The organism is Pseudoduganella sp. jia 12, from assembly GCF_055502675.1.
Genome location: NZ_JBUXKP010000001.1, coordinates 658,567 through 675,605 on the forward strand (window position 1 = coordinate 658,567; position 17,039 = coordinate 675,605).

13 protein-coding genes are annotated in these 17,039 nt (G+C 67.9%); 5 read left to right on the plus strand and 8 right to left on the minus strand.

Going from position 1 to position 17,039, the window contains the following annotated elements; genetic code table 11:
- Positions 1-93 precede the first annotated feature (93 nt).
- Both ACY65G_RS02725 and ACY65G_RS02730 read left to right on the plus strand, forming a co-directional pair.
- A complete protein-coding gene (locus ACY65G_RS02725; protein WP_464995899.1) occupies positions 94-1,740 on the plus strand; it encodes a diguanylate cyclase in 1,647 nt (548 codons plus the stop codon).
- 126 nt (positions 1,741-1,866) lie between these two features.
- Positions 1,867-2,436, plus strand: coding sequence for a gamma-glutamylcyclotransferase (locus ACY65G_RS02730; protein WP_464995815.1), 570 nt, complete (start codon positions 1,867-1,869; stop codon positions 2,434-2,436).
- A 4-nt stretch (positions 2,437-2,440) separates the two neighbouring features.
- On the opposite strand, the gene ACY65G_RS02735 is transcribed toward ACY65G_RS02730, so the two are convergent.
- Together ACY65G_RS02735 and ACY65G_RS02740 are read right to left on the minus strand one after the other, a co-directional pair.
- Complete coding sequence (locus ACY65G_RS02735; RefSeq protein WP_464995816.1) at positions 2,441-2,950, minus strand: hypothetical protein; 510 nt, start codon at positions 2,948-2,950, stop codon at positions 2,441-2,443.
- Between the two features lie 290 nt (positions 2,951-3,240).
- Positions 3,241-4,365 carry a PA0069 family radical SAM protein gene (locus tag ACY65G_RS02740; RefSeq protein WP_464995900.1) on the minus strand — a complete coding sequence of 375 codons (1,125 nt, stop codon included), beginning with the start codon at positions 4,363-4,365 and terminating at the stop codon, positions 3,241-3,243.
- 240 nt (positions 4,366-4,605) lie between these two features.
- Between ACY65G_RS02740 and ACY65G_RS02745 the strand changes: the two genes are divergently transcribed.
- The 3 genes from ACY65G_RS02745 to ACY65G_RS02755 are packed head-to-tail and all read left to right on the plus strand — an operon-like array spanning position 4,606 to position 9,913.
- Positions 4,606-5,187 (plus strand): DUF2760 domain-containing protein, encoded by a 582-nt coding sequence (locus tag ACY65G_RS02745; protein ID WP_464995817.1) that lies wholly within the window; start codon positions 4,606-4,608, stop codon positions 5,185-5,187.
- Positions 5,184-7,076 (plus strand): Hsp70 family protein, encoded by a 1,893-nt coding sequence (locus ACY65G_RS02750; protein ID WP_464995818.1) that lies wholly within the window; start codon positions 5,184-5,186, stop codon positions 7,074-7,076. Before ACY65G_RS02745 ends, ACY65G_RS02750 begins: the two co-directional genes overlap by 4 nt.
- Positions 7,073-9,913 carry an Hsp70 family protein gene (locus tag ACY65G_RS02755; RefSeq protein WP_464995819.1) on the plus strand — a complete coding sequence of 947 codons (2,841 nt, stop codon included), beginning with the start codon at positions 7,073-7,075 and terminating at the stop codon, positions 9,911-9,913. The genes ACY65G_RS02750 and ACY65G_RS02755 overlap by 4 nt, the downstream gene beginning before the upstream one ends.
- Here ACY65G_RS02755 and ACY65G_RS02760 read toward each other — a convergent pair whose 3' ends face one another.
- The 6 genes from ACY65G_RS02760 to ACY65G_RS02785 form a co-directional block, all read right to left on the minus strand.
- Complete coding sequence (locus ACY65G_RS02760; protein WP_464995820.1) at positions 9,914-10,636, minus strand: tRNA-uridine aminocarboxypropyltransferase; 723 nt, start codon at positions 10,634-10,636, stop codon at positions 9,914-9,916.
- 19 nt (positions 10,637-10,655) lie between these two features.
- Entirely contained in the window at positions 10,656-12,257 is a 1,602-nt protein-coding gene (locus tag ACY65G_RS02765) for a methyl-accepting chemotaxis protein (protein ID WP_464995821.1), read from the minus strand.
- Between the two features lie 78 nt (positions 12,258-12,335).
- Positions 12,336-13,364, minus strand: a complete 1,029-nt coding sequence (gene tssA / locus ACY65G_RS02770; RefSeq protein WP_464995822.1) for a type VI secretion system protein TssA — start codon at positions 13,362-13,364, stop codon at positions 12,336-12,338.
- 21 nt (positions 13,365-13,385) lie between these two features.
- Complete coding sequence (gene tssH, locus ACY65G_RS02775) at positions 13,386-16,028, minus strand: type VI secretion system ATPase TssH (protein WP_464995823.1); 2,643 nt, start codon at positions 16,026-16,028, stop codon at positions 13,386-13,388.
- Positions 16,025-16,489 (minus strand): type VI secretion system baseplate subunit TssE, encoded by a 465-nt coding sequence (gene tssE / locus ACY65G_RS02780; protein ID WP_464995824.1) that lies wholly within the window; start codon positions 16,487-16,489, stop codon positions 16,025-16,027. The genes tssH and tssE overlap by 4 nt, the downstream gene beginning before the upstream one ends.
- 57 nt (positions 16,490-16,546) lie before the next feature.
- Positions 16,547-17,038 (minus strand): Hcp family type VI secretion system effector, encoded by a 492-nt coding sequence (locus ACY65G_RS02785; protein WP_464995825.1) that lies wholly within the window; start codon positions 17,036-17,038, stop codon positions 16,547-16,549.
- Position 17,039 lies beyond the last annotated feature (1 nt).

Below are 17,039 nucleotides of genomic sequence, written 5' to 3' on the forward strand. Positions count from 1 at the left end.
TTATCCACCCATCGTCATTCAATGCTTTCCAAGCTGTATTCCAGGCTGCCTTTCAAGCAACTTCTTGAGCCGCTTTGTCAGCATCTTCTGTTGATGATCGGCTGCTGGATGGCGCTTGCGCTGGCTGCGCAGCCGGCGCAGGCAGCCAGCGCTACCGGCGAACGCAGGATACTGGTGCTGTACTCGCTGGGACCCGAGTCGATGTCGAACTGGCAACGGCTGCTGCAGGAGGGGATGCATGACGAGCTGGGCAAGCGCGGCATGGTGCCCATGCCGGTCATTTACGAAGAGCGGCTCGATTCGGGCCGCATCGGGCCGGAGGCGGCAACGGACGGCCTGGCGCCCCGCTTGCGTGGCAAGTACGCCCGCGTACCGCTCGACGTGGTCGTCGCCGAGGGCCAGGTCGCCGCGATGTTCCTCGCCGCGCATCCGGACCTGTTTCCCGGCGTGCAGCGTTTTTATATCAACTACGGTCACACCGGCTGGGTGCCGACGGACGGCACGGCAATTGCCGTCGATCCCGATTTCAGCCGTGCGGTCGGTATCGTGCCGCGCACGGCGCCGGACGTGCGGCGCCTGGTCGTCATCGGCGACAGCAGCGCGCGCGTACAGCGCTGGATCGCCGCAATCCGGCGCGCCGCACCGCGCTACGCCGGCAAGATCACCTTTGAATACTGGACCGATCCCGACTTCGAGGCGGTATCGCGCAAGCTGTCGACGCTGGACCGGCACAGCGCCCTGCTGCTGCTGGCCGCGGGCCTGACCGACCGGGGCGGCAAGCTCGACCCGCACGACCTGGCGCACCGCATCGCCGCCGCCAGCGCGGTGCCGGTGTTCACCCACCTGGATTCGCTGGTGTTGCCCGGCATGGTGGGCGGCTATGTCATCAGCGGCGAAGGCATCGGGCGCGTGATTGCCCGGATCATGCTTGGCGCCCGTACCGACGATATCGCGCTGCAGCGCTATGTCTTCGATGCACCGACGGTCAGCCGCCACGGCCTGCGCGACCTGCCGCCCGAGGCGAAGCTGCTGAACCAGCCGGATAGCGTGTGGGACCGGTACCGCTGGCAGATCGTTTCCGGCCTCACGCTGATCGTGCTGCAGGGCGCCCTGATCTCGGCGCTGGTGGTGGCGCTGCGCGACCGGCGCCGCACGCTGGCCGCGCTGAACGACGAGCGCAACAACCTGGAAGACCGCGTGCTGCAGCGCACGCTGGAACTGCTGATGGCCAACACCCGGCTGGAACAGCTGGCGACCACCGATCCGCTGACCGGCATCGCCAACCGCCGCAAGATGACGGAACAGATCGCGGCCGAACTGGAACGTGCCCGCCGCTTCGACCATCCGCTGTCGGTGCTGATGGTGGACATCGACTTCTTCAAGCGGATCAACGACACCTACGGCCACGACGCGGGAGACCGGGCCATCGTCGCGGTGGCGAACCAGCTGACCGAATCGCTGCGCGCGATCGACACTGCGGCGCGCTTCGGCGGCGAGGAATTCGTGGTGCTGATGCCGGAAACCGACGTGCCGGTGGCCGCCGTGGGGGCCGAACGCCTGCGCGCCGCGGCCGCCGCGATCCGCGTGCATGCCGAGGATGGGCGGGAAGTGACACTGACGATCAGCATCGGCGTGGCCGATGCGGTTCCCGGCGACACGCCATCGACACTACTGATGCGCGCCGACGGCGCACTGTACCGCGCCAAGCAGGAAGGCCGCGACCGCGTGGTGCGCGCCTGACGGACGCACCGCCCGGACACGCCGCCCGGACACACCGCCCGGACACGCCGCCCGGACACACCGCCCGGACACACAGCCCGGATACACAGCCTATAATTGCCGGTCCAGCCATCCTCTTTTCCGCCCATGTCGCACAACACCATCGAGATCAACCGCGCGATGGATCTGTTCGATCGCCACCACAACGTGTGGCTGTTCGGCTACGGTTCGCTGATCTGGAAGGCCGATTTTCCCTTCATCGAGCGGCGTCCGGCCAGTATCGCCGGCTGGGTGCGCCGCTTCTGGCAAGGCTCGCACGACCATCGCGGCACGCCGGAAGCGCCGGGCCGCGTCGTCACGCTCGTGCCGCAGGAAGGCGCCGTGTGTCACGGCATGGCTTACCTGGTGACACCAGAAGAATTCGCGCACCTCGATCACCGCGAAAAGAATGGCTACCTGCGGCTGCCGATCGGGATCCGCTTCGACGATGGCGGCGCCGAGACCGGCCTTGTCTATCTTGCGCGGCACGACAACGCGGCTTACCTGGGCGAAGCTTCGGAACTGGATATCGCGCGTCATATCGCCGCCGCGCGCGGCCCGAGCGGGCCGAATGTGGAATACCTCGTGCACCTGGCGCACGCGCTGCGCGCCATGGGACACGAAGATGAGCATGTTTTCGCGATCGAGCGCCACTTGCAGGCGCTTGCTGGCAGATAAGCCTTCAGCGCGCGGTCGATATGGCGCCGCTGGGGCCGGCCCTGGAACCTTCAAGCAATTTGCGTATCCTGGAAAGGCCCATTACGGAGCCCTGGAGCAGCAGCATGGAATCGGCGCATGGCAACACCGTGACCGCATTCTTACGCCACCGCAGCCAGCGCGGACCGACGGGCGTGTAGCGAATCGCGCCGTTGCCCATCGCCGTGATCATGTAGCTCGACGCCAGGATATGTTCGCGGATCGATCGCGCGACGCCAGTCGTGCCGCCGCTCGTGCGTATCGTCATTTCCGCGGGCAGCATCGCATACGACGCCGGGATTGCCCCGATTGCCACCGCCAGCAGGACCGGCAGCAGTGGCGCTGCCGGGGCCAGGAAATAGAGCAAGGCCGATATGGCCAGCAACCCGGCTGGAAGCAGCATCGCATAGGAAACCAGCCGGCTCGTGGATTGGAACGGCCAGAAGTAACGCCACACGGGATGGCAAATGACGATCCTGGATGTAGAGATGAACATGATTTCCTCCGCGGGCAGCACCTTGCCGCACAGGCGTCGGGCTGCCGATAAATTAGTTCCAATAGGAAATAATTTAATCATGGGCATGGGTGTGCCACTCTGATAAATATCAAATGTTGATAATAGGAAATTCCATCCAGGCCCGGCATCCTGTCAGGAAGTTGCGTCGAAGTTGCATCGCAAGTTGCGTTGAACGTTGCGTTGGACGTTGCGTTATTGCGCAGACCCGTTCAAGAACATTGTCACCAACCTGCGCCAACCAGATCACCGACTAGCAAGCAAAGCGACCATCAAAACAGGCTCAACTGCCCTACTGCCTCGGCCTGCTTCGCCTTCGTTCCCGTCGGCGGCACGACCAGTGGCCGCCGGAACCGCGTGCAGTCGAGCTGCCTGAACCGGTTGCCACGCCCCGCCATGCCGCAACGCTGGATGGCTTTTTCCACCCGCTGGCGGATCAGGTCCGCCCACAGGCCCTGGCCGCTCATCCGCGTGGCGAACGACGCGTCGTAATCCTTGCCGCCATGCATTTCGCGGACGCGGTTCATCACGCGCTGGGCGCGGTCCGGGAAGTGGGCTTCCAGCCATTGCTGGAACAGGGGATTGACTTCCCATGGCAGCCGCAGCACCACGTAGCTGGCCTGCACTGCGCCGGCGTCGAATGCCGCTTCGATGATCTTCTCGATTTCCGGCTCGGTGACGAACGGGATGATCGGCGCGACCGACACGCCGACCGGGATGCCCGCTTCGGTCAGCGTGCGGATGGCGCGCAGGCGGCGCTCCGGCGCGGCGGCGCGCGGTTCCAGCGTGCGGGCGATCTTCGGATCGAGCGTGGTCAGCGTGATCGACGCGGCGGCTAGGCGTTTTTCCGCCATGGGCGCGAGGATATCGATGTCGCGCTCGATCAGTGCCGATTTCGTGATCAGCCCCACCGGGTGCCGGCATTCCTGCAACACCTCGAGCACGCGGCGCGTGAGCTTCAGCTCGCGCTCGACCGGCTGGTAGGCATCGGTATTGACGCCCAGCGCGATGGGTTCCACCGTGTAGCCGGGCTTCGACAGCTCGCTGCGCAGCAGGTCCGGCGCGTTCATCTTTGCAAACAGCTTGCTCTCGAAATCGAGCCCCGGCGACAGGCCCAGGTAGCTGTGCGTGGGCCGCGCAAAGCAATAGATGCAGCCATGCTCGCAGCCCCGGTACGGGTTCAGCGAAACGCCGAAGGGAATATCCGGCGACTGGTTGCGCGACAGGATCGATTTCGCCGTTTCCTCCGTCACCTGGGTGCGCCACACCCGGGGCTCCTCTTCCTCGCGCAGCCAGCCATCGTCGAACGTTTCGCGCACGTCCAGCTCGTAGCGCCCCTGCACGTTCGTGACGGCGCCGCGCCCCTTCAGCGCTTTCAGCGAACGGGGCATGGACATGACCTGCCCGGCCTGGGCATCGAGGTTCGTGGCGAGGTTACTTGAAAACAAGTTACTGGTGGTGAAGTTATCTCGGTGCATGGGGAGCTCCAGCGTTTCACTATAACTGTATGTATATACAGTATTCTAGGCCCGTTTTCAAGGGCATGCAACTGCCGCACGTGCGTTGGCAGTTCCTCAACTGGTATGATTCGCAATTGTTCGTCCGGTATCACCCGGCCCCCACCCTACAAACCCGATATGACTACGACTACTCCGTCCTTCCTGGCGAGGATCCCGCTTGCGTTCAGCGCCTTCTTCAAGACGCTCGGTGACGCCGAATTCGCCGCCCGGTTCCAGAACGACCAGGTCGGCCCGGTGGCTGCCCCGCCGCCGCCGGCCCCTGCGCCCGCTCCGGCTCCCGCACCCGTGGCTGCACCGGTGGCCCCGCCGCTGCGCGAAGCGACGCCGGATGCGGCGCTGCAACTGCTGTCGCTGCTCCAGCGTGAAGCGCGCCTGATCGACTTTACGCAGGAAAACCTGGCCGGCTACTCGGACGCCGACATCGGCGCCGCGGCGCGCGTGGTGCACGAAGGCTGCAGCAAGGTGCTGAAGGAACACTTCACGATCGAACCGGCCCGCGCCGAAGCGGAAGGCAGCCGCGTGACGCTGGAGGAAGGCTTCGATGCCGCCGCCGTGCGCCTGACCGGCAACGTGGTCGGCAAGCCGCCGTTCAAGGGCACGCTGAGCCACCGCGGCTGGCGCGCCACGGCCGTGCGCCTGCCGAAGCTGGCCGAAGCGCACGACGCGAAAGTCCTGGCCCCGGCGGAGGTGGAACTGTGAGCGACAACAACAACAACAACAACAACAACAACAACAACAACAACACGCCGCGCTTTGCGATCGGCATCGACCTGGGCACCACGCACAGCGCGCTGTCCTATGTGGACCTGGCGGGCAGCGATGGCGAAAAGACGCAACAGTCGGTGCTGGGCGTGCCGCAGCTGACGGCGCCCGGCACGGTGGAAGACCTGCCGCTGCTGCCTTCGTTCCTGTACCTGCCGCACCCGGATGAGTTGCCGCCGGGCGAACTGGCGCTGCCGTGGAGCTCGGAGGGCGAAACCTCGGTCGCCGGCGAGATGGCGCGCAGCCGCGGCGCCACCACGCCGATCCGCCTCGTGTCGAGCGCGAAGAGCTGGCTGTGCCATCCCGGCGTGGACCGCCGCGCCGCGATCCTGCCGAACGACGCGCCGGAAGAAGTGACGCGCGTGTCGCCGCTGGAAGCCTCCACCCGCTACCTGGCGCACCTGCGCCAGGCATGGAACACCGCGCACCCGGATGCGCCGTTCGGCGAACAGGCCGTGACGGTGACGATCCCCGCCTCGTTCGACCCGGCCGCGCGCGAGCTGACCGCCGAAGCGGCCCGCGCCGCCGGCTACGAAGCCGTGACCCTGCTGGAAGAACCGCAGGCCGCGCTGTACAGCTGGATCCAGGGCAGCGAAGGCCGCTGGCGCAAGGAAGTGCGCCCGGGCGACATCATCCTCGTCGTCGACGTGGGCGGCGGCACCAGCGACTTCTCGCTGATCGCCATCACCGAGCGCGATGGCGTGCTGGAACCGCACCGCGTGGCCGTGGGCGACCACATCCTGCTGGGCGGCGACAACATGGACCTCGCCCTCGCCCACCTCGTGGCGCGCAAGCTGGCCGCCAATGGCACGCAGCTCGATCCATGGCAATTGCGCGCGCTGACCTACGGCTGCCGCGCCGCCAAGGAAAACCTGCTGGCCGACGCCAGCGCCGCAACCTGGCCGATCGTGGTGCCGAGCCGCGGCTCGAAGCTGATCGGCGGCTCGATCCGCACCGAGCTGACGCGCGACGAAGTGACGGCGTTCATCACCGACGGCTTCTTCCCGAAGGTGGAAGCGTCGGCCCGACCGGCCGTGCGCACCCGCGCCGGCCTCACGCAACTGGGCCTGCCGTATGCGCAGGATGCCGCAGTCACGCGCCACCTGGCCGCTTTCCTGGGCCGCCAGAAGGGCGCGACGGCCGACGTGCCGGGCTTTGCCGGGCTGCAGAATCCGGACCACTCGTTCCTGCACCCGAGCGCGGTGCTGTTCAACGGCGGCGTCTTCAAATCCGAACTGCTGGCCCGGCGCGTGATGGACACGATCAACGACTGGCTGTACATGGAAGGCGCGGAAGCGGCACGCATGCTGGGCGGCGCCGACCTCGACCTCGCCGTGGCGCGCGGCGCGGCCTACTACAGCTACGTGCGGCGCGGTGCCGGCGTGCGCATCCGCGGCGGCACGGCCCGTTCGTACTACGTGGCGGTGGAATCGTCGATGCCGGCCATTCCCGGCATGGAACCGCCGATCCAGGCGCTGTGCGTGGCGCCGTTCGGCATGGAAGAAGGCAGCGAGCTGGAACTGCCGGGCCAGGAATTCGGCCTCGTCGTCGGCGAACCGGTGCAGTTCCGCTTCTTCGGTTCCTCCACGCGCCGGCAGGATGCGATCGGCACCGTGCTCGATTTCTGGGGCCCGGACGAACTGACGGAACTGAACGAGATCCACGCCGAGCTGTCGCCGGAAGGCCGCCAGCCGGGCGACGTGGTGCAGGTACGCCTGCACGCGCATGCCACCGAGGCGGGTACGCTGGAACTGCTGGCGGTGGCCGATGACGGCCAGCGCTGGAAGGTGGAGTTCGACGTGCGCGGCACCGCCGAAGGGCAATGACACCCTACCTGGTCAGCATCGACCTCGGCACCACCAACACGGTGCTGGCGTACGCGGCGCCCGGCGCCACCGAGGTGCAGCTGCTCGAGATCGACCAGCTGACGGCGCCCGGCGAAGTGCATGCCGCGCTGCTGCTGCCGTCGAACCGCTACCACCCGGCCGAAGGCGAGCTGGGGCCGGCCGAACTGCAATTGCCATGGGTGCAGGCCGACGTGGCAGGCGTCGAACGGTTCGTCGTCGGCCGGCTGGCCCGCACGCTGGGCGCCCAGGTCACCGGGCGCTACGTGGCCAGCGCCAAGAGCTGGCTGTCCCATCCCGGCGTCGACCGCACGGCGCCGATCCTGCCGTGGGGTGCGTCCGACAGTGCGCCCGACGGCGTGCCGAAGGTGTCCCCCGTGGCCGCCAGCGCCAGCTACCTGGCGCACCTGCGCGGCGCGTGGAACAACCGCTTCCCCGACCACCTGCTGGAAGACCAGCGCATCGTGCTGACGGTGCCCGCGTCGTTCGACGAAGGCGCGCGCGCGCTGACACTGGCCGCGGCCAAGCAGGCCGGCCTGCACGGCGTGCGGTTGCTGGAAGAACCGCAGGCGGCGCTGTACGACTGGCTGTACCGCCACCGCGCCACGCTGGCCGGGGAACTGGCCGATACGCGCCTCGTGCTGGTGGCGGACGTGGGCGGCGGCACCACCGACTTCTCGCTCGTGCAGGTACGGGTGGCGAACGGCGAACCCGTGCTGGAGCGGATCGGCGTGGGCAACCACCTGATCCTGGGTGGCGACAACATGGACCTCGCGCTGGCGCACCTGGCCGAATCGCGGCTCGCGCCGACGGACAGCCCGCAGCGCCTTTCGGCTGGCCGGCTGGCGCAACTCACGGAGCGCTGCCGCGCCGCGAAGGAACAACTGCTGGCGGCCGGTGGCCCGTCGCAGGCCAACGTTACGCTGCTGGGCAGCGGATCGAAGCTGATCGGCGGCAGCCGCTCCGTGACGTTGACGCGCGACGACGTGGCACAGGTCGTCGTCGAAGGCTTCTTCCCGCTGAACGCCGGGCAGGACGATGCGCGCCGTTCGCGCGGCGGCATCGTCGAATTCGGGCTGCCGTATGCCAGCGATGCCGCCGTCACGCGCCATCTCGCCAGCTTCCTGCGCCAGCATGCGCAGGCTGCGCGCGCCGCGCTCGGCATCGGGGACGACACCACGTTCCCGGTGCCCGACACGCTGCTGCTGAACGGCGGCGTGTTCCGCGCCGAAACGCTGGCGCGGCGGCTGGCCGATACGCTGTCCGGCTGGCGCAGCCAGCAAGGGCTGGGACAGATCAAAGTGCTGCACAACGATAATCCGGACGTGGCCGTGGCCCGCGGCGGTGTCGCCTACTCGCTGTCGCGCCAGGGCATGGCGCCGTCGATCGCCGGCGGCTCCGCGCGCGCCTATTACCTGCTGCTCGATGCCGACAAGGCGCCGGGCGTCAAGCGCCGCGCCGTGTGCCTCCTGCCGCGCGGCGCGCAGCCGGGCAGCGAGGTAACACTGGCCGACCGCACGTTCGGCCTGCGCGTGGGCCGGCCCGTGCGCTTCCATCTCGTGTCCACCGTGGCCGACCTGCGCCATGGCGCCGGCGACCTGGCGGATCTCGATCCGGCCGACTACGTGGCGCTGCCGGCGATTTCCACCGTGCTGAAGACCGACGACACGAAGGTGCCGAAGGAAGTACCCGTGCGGCTGGCGGCGGCGCTGTCCGAGGTGGGCACGCTGGAAGTGCATTGCGTGGAAGCGGCCAGCGGCCGGCGCTGGCTGCTGGAATTCCAGTTGCGCGGTGCGGAAGAAGAAGCGGTCGAAACGCAGGAACCGGCGGCACCGCCGCCGCGCTTCGCGGAGGCGGTCGAAAAGATCGACCGCATCTTCGGTTCGCGCGTGCTGCACGTGGAAAGCAAGGAAGTGCGCCAGCTGCGCGGCCAGCTCGAACAGCTGCTGGGCAGCCGCGAGCGGTGGCCCACGCCGCTGCTGCGGCACCTGTTCGACGCGCTGATGCAGCGGGCCAAGGGCCGCCGCCGTTCGCCCGAGCACGAGCGCGTGTGGTTGAACCTGGCCGGCTGGTGCCTGCGGCCCGGCTTCGGCGCCCCGCTCGACGACTGGCGCATCGGCCAGCTGTGGGCGCTGTTCGACAGCGGTGCGCAGTACTTCAAGGACAGCCAGGTACGCGCCGAATGGTGGACGCTGTGGCGCCGCGTGGCCGGCGGCCTCTCCACCGAGATGCAACTGCGGCTGCTGGACGACTTCGCCTTCAACCTGCAGGCCAGCGCCGCGGAGCGCGGGACCCGCCCCGCCACGCTGGTGGACGGCGGCGAGGAAGACATGCTGCGCCTCGGCGCCTCGCTGGAGCGGATTCCGGCGGCCTACAAGGCGGAGATCGGCGACTGGATGATCGGCACGATCGGCAAGCTGCCGACGTCCGGCCCGAAGTTCGAGGCGAAGGCCGCCGCCAGCTTTACCCGCTACCTGTGGGCGCTGGGCCGCGTGGGCGCGCGCAAGCCGTTCCATGGCAGCGCGCACGAAGTGGCGCCGGCCGCCTCCGTGGAAGCCTGGCTGGGCGTGATCCTGAAGCTGGACTGGAAGAAGATCGAGCCGGCCGGTTTCGCCGCGGCGCACCTGGCGCGCATGACGGGCGACCGTTCGCGCGACATCAGCCCCGCCCTGCGCGAAGAAGTGCTGCGCCGGCTGACGGGCGTGGGTGCGCCGCCGACGTGGAGCGCGATGGTGCGCGACGTGGTGGAACTGGACCAGGCCAGCGAACAGCGCATGTTCGGCGACGCGCTGCCGCCGGGGCTGAAATTGATCAGTTGATCATTTGATCAGTTCATCAGTTGAGCGACTGAGCGGCTGAGCGGCTGTTCGTTCACGGCCGGCGGCGGCCAGTGCCTGCTGCTGGCCGACGAAGCCATCGAATGCCGCGATCAGCGGCGCGAAGCGGGCTTCGTCCCCTTCCAGCTGGGCCAGCGCGAAGGCCGTGGCTTCCAGTGTCGACAACTGCCCCGGCGCATGCGCCTTGCGGATCAGGTAATGCGAAGCCGGCACGTCGCGCAGCGCCAGCCGCGGCAATGCCTGCAAGGCGGGATTCAGGTACAGCATCTTGCGGCTCTTGCGCCACGTGGCGTCGAGCACCACCAGCAGCACGTCTTCCGCCGCGGCCGCATCGAACGCCGGTGGCGGCGCGATGCCCAGCGAGCGGTCGCCCGGCGTCTCCGGATACAGCAGCACGGCGCGGCGCGGCCCCTTCAACAATCCATGCAAATCGCCGAACGTTTCCCCGACGACGAGCGTGCTGCCCGGCAGGCACAGATGCAGCAACCGCGCGCTGTTCTTGGCATTCGCGGTTTCCATCGGGTGCTGCAGGATCAGCACGGCGGTCGCGGCTGGAACCGGCCGGATCCAGCGGCAGATGCACGCGCTGGCGGCGCGCAGGCAGGTAGCGCACCGCGCTCTTCCCGGCGCATTGTCCACCGCGGTTTCTACAGCGGTTTCTACAGCGGTTTCTACAGCGTTTTCGACAGATTTTTCTCCATTCATGCGCGCATTGTAGCCCCGCTCAGGCCGGCAGCAAGTGCCTCGGTCCCGCATGATGGTCTTCGCGCCGGCGCGATGGCGGGTTGGTATCGAGGCGGAACACGGCCACCGCGTCGGACAGCCGGCCGGCCTGCTCCTGCATGGCTGCCGCGGCGGCGGCGGCCTGCTCGACCAGTGCGGCGTTCTGCTGCGTCACCTGGTCCATCTGCGAGATGGCCTGGTTGACCTGTTCGATGCCGTCCTGCTGCTGCGCGCTCGCGTCGGCGATGCCGTTCATGATCTGCGTGACCTTGCCGATGGCGGCCACGATGTCGCCCATCGCGCTGCCGGCCCGGTCCACCAGGGCCGTTCCGGCCTGTACCTTCTGCGCCGAATCGCCGATCAGTTCCTTGATCTCCCTTGCGGCCGCGGCCGACCGTGCCGCCAGTGTCCGCACTTCGGATGCCACCACGGCGAAGCCCCTGCCCTGCTCGCCCGCCCGCGCCGCTTCGACGGCCGCGTTCAATGCCAGGATATTGGTCTGGAATGCGATGCCGTCGATGACGGCGATGATGTCGACGATGCGGCCCGACGATGCGTTGATGGCTTCCATCGTGCGCACGACGTCGGCCACCACGGTGCCGCCCTGGCCGGCAATGACGGATGCGCCGTCGGCCAGCGTGCGCGCCTCGCGCGCGTTGTCGGCGTTCGAGCGCACGGCCGATGTCAGTTCCTCCATCGTGGCCGCGGTCTGCTGCAGCGCGCTGGCCTGTTGCTCGGTGCGCGACGACAGGTCGAGGTTGCCGGCGGCGATCTCCGTGGAGGCCGTGACGATCGCATCGGTGCTGTTGCGCACCTGCCCGACGATCGTCATCAGGCTGCCGTTCATCCGCTTCAATGCGCGCAGCAGCTGGCCCGTTTCGTCGCCATGCGTGGTATCGATGGTGCTGGTCAAGTCGCCCGACGACACGTTTTCGGCGACCTGCACGGCCTGGCGCAGCGGACCGGTGATCGTGCGCGTGAGCTGCCATGCGAACAGGATGCCGGCCAAGAGGGCGCCGAGGCCGAGCGCGACCAGCAGGTTGCGGCTGGCGGCATAGCTGGCACGGATATCGGCGGCGGTGGCGTCGAGCGCGGTCTGCTGCGTTTTCAGCAGGCTTGCCAGGGCGGCGAGGTAAGCTTCACGGGTGGTGTTCAGGTCGCCGCCGTAGATGCGCTGCGCGGTGGCGGTGTCGCCGGCGGCCTTGGCCGTCAACATGGTCTTGCGGATGTCCGAGTACGCCTTGCGGGCCACCATGACAGCGGCATGGCCGCTGCGCGATTCGGCGTCGACCAGCTCCGTGCCCAGCTGGTCCTGGATTTCCGTCGCCCGCTTCGACGACGCGGCCATCGTGGCCTCGATGGCCTTTTGCGCCGCCACGTCCGGCACCAGGAAGGCGGCGATGGTGCGCGCCGCGTTGACTTCGATGACCTTGTTCCACTCGGCCATCAGGCGTTCGTTGTGGACCCGCTGGGTCACCAGCTCGTCGGTCAGCCGGCTCGCGCCCTGCATGCGCGTTACGGCAGTGACCGTCATCACCATCAGAAGCGCCAGCACGAGCGCGAAACCGAGCGCGAGGCGCGCGCCGATCCGGAGATTGCCCATAATTGCCTCCTTGCATTATCTTTTCAGGCCAGTCTGACGATAACGCAGGGAGAATGCAAGGGGAACACGGTACGGCGATCAGTTCTCCGGCAACGGCGCGACAGTGCCCAGCAGCTCGTCGAGCTGGGCCATCTGGCCCGCGTCCTTGACGACCGTGCGCAACCATTGATGCAATGGCATCGCTGCCCAGGCAGCCGCCTTGTCGGCAAGATAAGCGACGGGGCTGTGGGGTTCTGTCTGGCGGAAGTATTCGGCCACCTTGCGCAGCTGGTCGATGGCCTGCTGGCGCGATGCGACCTGGCCGTTGCCGGGTGCCTGCCGGACCGGCGCGACGGGCGCGGCTTCGTCCAAGACCGGCGATGCCTGGGCCGGCGCCAGCAGCCCGATGAAGTCGATCGCGTGGTGCAGCGCCTCGCGCGCGGCGGCGAAGCTGGGGCCATCGACACCAAGCCGGCGGTCCACCGCGCCGTCGAATGCATGCAGCGACTCCAGGCAATACCGGGCATCGGCAAGCAGCGTGGCATTGAACGCATCGGCATTGCGGCGGCGGCGCGCGTCGAGCTCGTCGACCGTGGGCCCGCCCACGGCCGGGCGGTTGCCCCATTCGTCCGGGCCCTGCGCGTTGGCGGCGCGCTGGCGCGCGGCGTCGAAGTCGGCCAGGCAGACGCTGCCATCCTCGGCCAGCGGGATTTCCCTGACCAGTTGCGCCGACCGCGTAAGCAGCCAGAACAGGTTGCCGATGCGCTGTTCATGGTCGCCCGCTTCGGCGGCGGGATACAGGCTGTCCCAGAACCGTTCGCACAGTCCGGCCAGCAGCGCATAGCCGTCGCCCAGGCCGCGGAAATGGCGTGTCTTCGCATGCGCCTCGGCCAGCCACACGGCCAGCCGCAGGTCCTTGCTGCGCGAACGGATCAACCGTTCGCAGTGGCTGGCCACATAGGGCCAGTCGGCCTGCTTCAGCGCCTCGACCCATTCGCCCTGGTCGAGCGTGGGATCGTCGTGGCGGCGCGCGTCGGCGATGGTGTCCACCTCGGTGGAAAAGCTCAGGTCTTCGCCGCAGGCCTGGGTAACGCTGATCGGAACGAGCAGCTGGGTGATATCGAGCATGATGGTCTCCTTGTCGGATGCTTATCGGATCGTGTAGCGGAACTGTCCCTGGGGCGTGGCGCCGGCCTCGATCGCCACGATGACGCGGCCGTCGGCCATGCGCGCCAGCACGGCGTCGGCGATTTCCGGCAGCAGCGTGCCGTTCAGGATGTTGTCGACGTTGCGGGCGCCGGAATCGACTTCGGTACAGCGCGCCAGCACGGCATCGACCAGCGTGTCGTCCCAGGTGAAACCGGCGTCGTGGTTGGCGCGCACGCGGGCCGCGATGCGTGCCAGCTTCGCTTCGATGACGCCGGCCAGCACATCGTCGCCCAGCGGGTAGAACGGCACCACCTGCAACCGGCCCAGGAATGCCGGCTTGAAATGCTTCACCAGTTGCGGGCGCAGGAGTTCGAGCAACGCTTCGGGTGCCGGCAGGTCGGCCGGTGCCTTGTTCAGGCAGGCTCCCATCAGCGTGGCCGAGCCGGCGTTCGACGTGGCGATGACGATCGTGTTGCGGAAGTCGATCTCGCGCCCTTCCGCATCTTCCATCACGCCCTTGTCGAAGACCTGGAAGAACAGTTCGGCGACATCCGGATGTGCCTTTTCGATTTCGTCGAGCAGCACCACACTGTAGGGATTGCGCCGCACCGCTTCGGTCAGCACGCCGCCTTCGCCATAGCCCACGTAGCCCGGTGGCGAGCCCTTCAGGCCGGAAACGCTGTGGGCTTCCTGGTACTCGCTCATGTTGATGGTGACGAGCTTGCGTTCGCCGCCGTACAGCAGGTCCGCCAGGGCCAGTGCCGTTTCCGTCTTGCCCACGCCGGACGGCCCGGCGAACAGGAACACGCCTTTCGGCTTGTCGGGATCGTCGAGGTTGGCGCGGGCGGTGCGCACGCGCTGCGCGACGGCGGCGATCGCATGGGGCTGCCCCAGCACCCGCTCGCCCAGTTGCAGGTGAAGCTGGCGCACGGTGTGCATTTCATCCTTGACCATGCGGCCCAGCGGGATGCCGGTCCAGCCGGCGACGACGCCGGCCACGGTGGCGGCATCGACCTGCACCGGCACGAGCGGCGTTTCGCCTTGCAGCGCGCGCAGTTCCTGCTCGGCCGCGCGGGCTTCGGCCACGTCGCCGTCCCCGCCCCCCTCGCTGCGCAGGCGGCGGATACGCGCGCCGAGCGATTTTTCGCGCTCCCAGCGCTGCGCCAGCGCTTCCCGCCGCGCCTGCAGCATCCCGCGTTCGTCACGCAGCGCCGAAAGCCGGCCACCCGGGTTGTCCGCCACCATGCAGCCTTCCGCCATGTCGCGCTCCAGCGCCGCGATCTCGGCGTCCAGTGCCGCCAGTTGCCGCTGGCAGGTTTCCATCTCCGCCGGCACGGTGCTCTGGCCCAGCGCGACCTGGGCGCAAGCCGTGTCGAGCACGCCGACCGCCTTGTCGGGCAATTGCCGGCCGGCGATGTAGCGGTGCGACAGGCGCACCGCGTCGACGATCGCCGCGTCGAGCACACGAACGTTGAAGTGCCGCTCCATCAGCGGCACCATCGCGCGCAGCATCGCGCAGGCCGTGGCTTCGTCCGGCTCCTCGACCTTGACGACCTGGAAGCGGCGCGCCAGCGCGGCATCCTTTTCAAAGTACTTCTTGTATTCGCTCCACGTGGTGGCGGCGATCGTGCGCAGTTCGCCGCGCGCCAGCGCGGGTTTCAGCAGGTTGGCGGCGTCGTTCTGGCCGGCCTGGCCGCCGGCGCCGATGATCGTGTGCGCTTCGTCGATGAACAGCACGATCGGATGCGCGCTGCGCCTGACTTCGGCGATCACGTTCTTCAGGCGGCTCTCGAACTCGCCCTTGACGCTGGCGCCGGCCTGCAGCAGGCCCATGTCCAGTGCGTGGATATGCACGCCCTGCAGCACGTCGGGCACGCTGCCTTCGGCGATGCGCAGCGCCAGGCCTTCGACGACAGCCGTCTTGCCCACGCCGGCCTCGCCGGTCAGGATCGGGTTGTTCTGGCGGCGGCGCATGAGGATGTCCACCGCCTGCCGGATTTCGGCCTCGCGGCCGACCACGGGGTCGATCTTTCCATCGCGGGCCAGTTGCGTGAGGTCGGTGGTGAACTGGTCGAGCGCCGGCGTTTTCGCCGTGAGCTGCTGGATCGGGTCGGCGACCGCGGCGTCTTCGGCGGCGTCGTCGGCAGCCCCTTCGGCGACGGCCGGCGTCTCGATGGAATCGTGGGTGAATTTTTCCAGGTGGTGTTTCAGCTCGTCGACGGGGAAGCGCGCGAACAGGCGCGAGCCGCGGTGCGCCAGTTGCGCCAGCTCCGGTTCCGTCAGCAGTGCCAGCAGCAGGTGCGCGCTGCGGATCCGTGCCGGCTGCCGCTGCGCCAGCGAGGCGATCAGCCAGGCATGCTCCAGCAACGGCGGGAGATGGCGCGAAAAAACCGGCGTGCGGCTGCTGCCCGTTTCAAAGCGGGCCAGTTCGGCGCGCAAGTCCGCTTCCAGCGCGTCCGCGGCGATGCCGCAGCGGCGGGCGATCGCGGCGACATCGCTGCGCGGCTCCTCCAGCAGCGCCAGGAACAGGTGTTCGAGATCCACTTCGTAATGGCCCATGCCGAGGCACAGGCTGGCGGCCCGCGTGGCGGCCTGGCGCGTGGTGTCGTTCAGTTTTCCGATCAGCGTCTTCAGGTTGTTCATGCGCTTCCTCTCGCGTTGCGGCGGATCGAGTAATGCAGCGTCGACGGCTGCAATACCGCGTCGAAATTGATGGGTTCGGTCACCCCGGGCGCGTGCAGCACGCCGGTGATGACAAAGTTGATCCGGTTGACGGTGCCCGCCTGCCGCTCGACCCTGGCCACCACGCTGCGCAGCCGGGGCTCGTGCCGCTCGATCGTCGTGCGCAGGCCGTCGCAGATGCGGGTCCGGTCGTCGGTGCTGGACAGGCACATGCCGGCGATGTCGATCAGGCCGTAGGTGACGACCGAGGCGGCGCATTCGGGCCAGCCTTCCAGCAGCTCCTCGGGCAGCGCCATGCGGGTGTTCAGCAGATCCTCGAGATCGCGGGCCACCGCGTCCTTCAGCTGTTCCAGCGACAGCCGGCTACCATGGCCGCGGTCGCCGAGCAGCCGGTCGAACAGGCCGGGCGTGTATCCGTTCATGGGGGCTCCTGAAAAAACAAACCGCGGTGTTACCCGCGGCAAAGTCGCCGTCGCAAATCAGACGATCCGGTTCGCTGCCAGATCCCAGCCGCCGGACGTGTTGCCGCCAGCGCCGCCGGTGATTTTCTGCTGGGTGTAGCGCCAGCGGATTTTCGAGAATTTCAGGGAGACCGACTCGGTGAGGATGTCGCCCTCGTCGACCGATGGGGAGACGGCGCCGATCAGCACGTTCTCGATCTCGATCTCGTAGTACTTGATCCGCTCCCCCTGCGCATCGGCACGCATGAATTCGATCTTCGCCTTCGGGATCGTGCGGCCTGCCGAGCAGGTTTGCAGCAGCACGGGGGAAGCCAGGTCGGCCAGCTTCTGGATCACGATGTCCTGGTGTTCGCAACGCTCGGCCGTGTGGCCGCCGCCGGTGGACGAGGTGGCCGATTTCGGCTGTGCCACGCCCCAGCTGACGGACTTGCACTCGATCCAGTCCTTGTGGCGGTCGTCACCCGATTCGCCCTTGATGCCATCAATCTGCAGATAGACGTCGATTGCCATT

Excerpts from the sequence above, each read along its gene's own strand:
- ACY65G_RS02725 (WP_464995899.1), top strand. The coding sequence starts at position 94 with ATGATCGGCTGCTGGATGGCGCTTGCGCTGGCTGCGCAGCCGGCGCAG.
- ACY65G_RS02730 (WP_464995815.1), top strand. The coding sequence starts at position 1,867 with ATGTCGCACAACACCATCGAGATCAACCGCGCGATGGATCTGTTCGAT.
- ACY65G_RS02735 (WP_464995816.1), bottom strand. The coding sequence starts at position 2,950 with ATGTTCATCTCTACATCCAGGATCGTCATTTGCCATCCCGTGTGGCGT.
- ACY65G_RS02740 (WP_464995900.1), bottom strand. The coding sequence starts at position 4,365 with ATGTCCATGCCCCGTTCGCTGAAAGCGCTGAAGGGGCGCGGCGCCGTC.
- ACY65G_RS02745 (WP_464995817.1), top strand. The coding sequence starts at position 4,606 with ATGACTACGACTACTCCGTCCTTCCTGGCGAGGATCCCGCTTGCGTTC.
- ACY65G_RS02755 (WP_464995819.1), top strand. The coding sequence starts at position 7,073 with ATGACACCCTACCTGGTCAGCATCGACCTCGGCACCACCAACACGGTG.
- ACY65G_RS02760 (WP_464995820.1), bottom strand. The coding sequence starts at position 10,636 with ATGAATGGAGAAAAATCTGTCGAAAACGCTGTAGAAACCGCTGTAGAA.
- ACY65G_RS02765 (WP_464995821.1), bottom strand. The coding sequence starts at position 12,257 with ATGGGCAATCTCCGGATCGGCGCGCGCCTCGCGCTCGGTTTCGCGCTC.
- tssA (WP_464995822.1), bottom strand. The coding sequence starts at position 13,364 with ATGCTCGATATCACCCAGCTGCTCGTTCCGATCAGCGTTACCCAGGCC.
- tssH (WP_464995823.1), bottom strand. The coding sequence starts at position 16,028 with ATGAACAACCTGAAGACGCTGATCGGAAAACTGAACGACACCACGCGC.
- tssE (WP_464995824.1), bottom strand. The coding sequence starts at position 16,489 with ATGAACGGATACACGCCCGGCCTGTTCGACCGGCTGCTCGGCGACCGC.
- ACY65G_RS02785 (WP_464995825.1), bottom strand. The coding sequence starts at position 17,038 with ATGGCAATCGACGTCTATCTGCAGATTGATGGCATCAAGGGCGAATCG.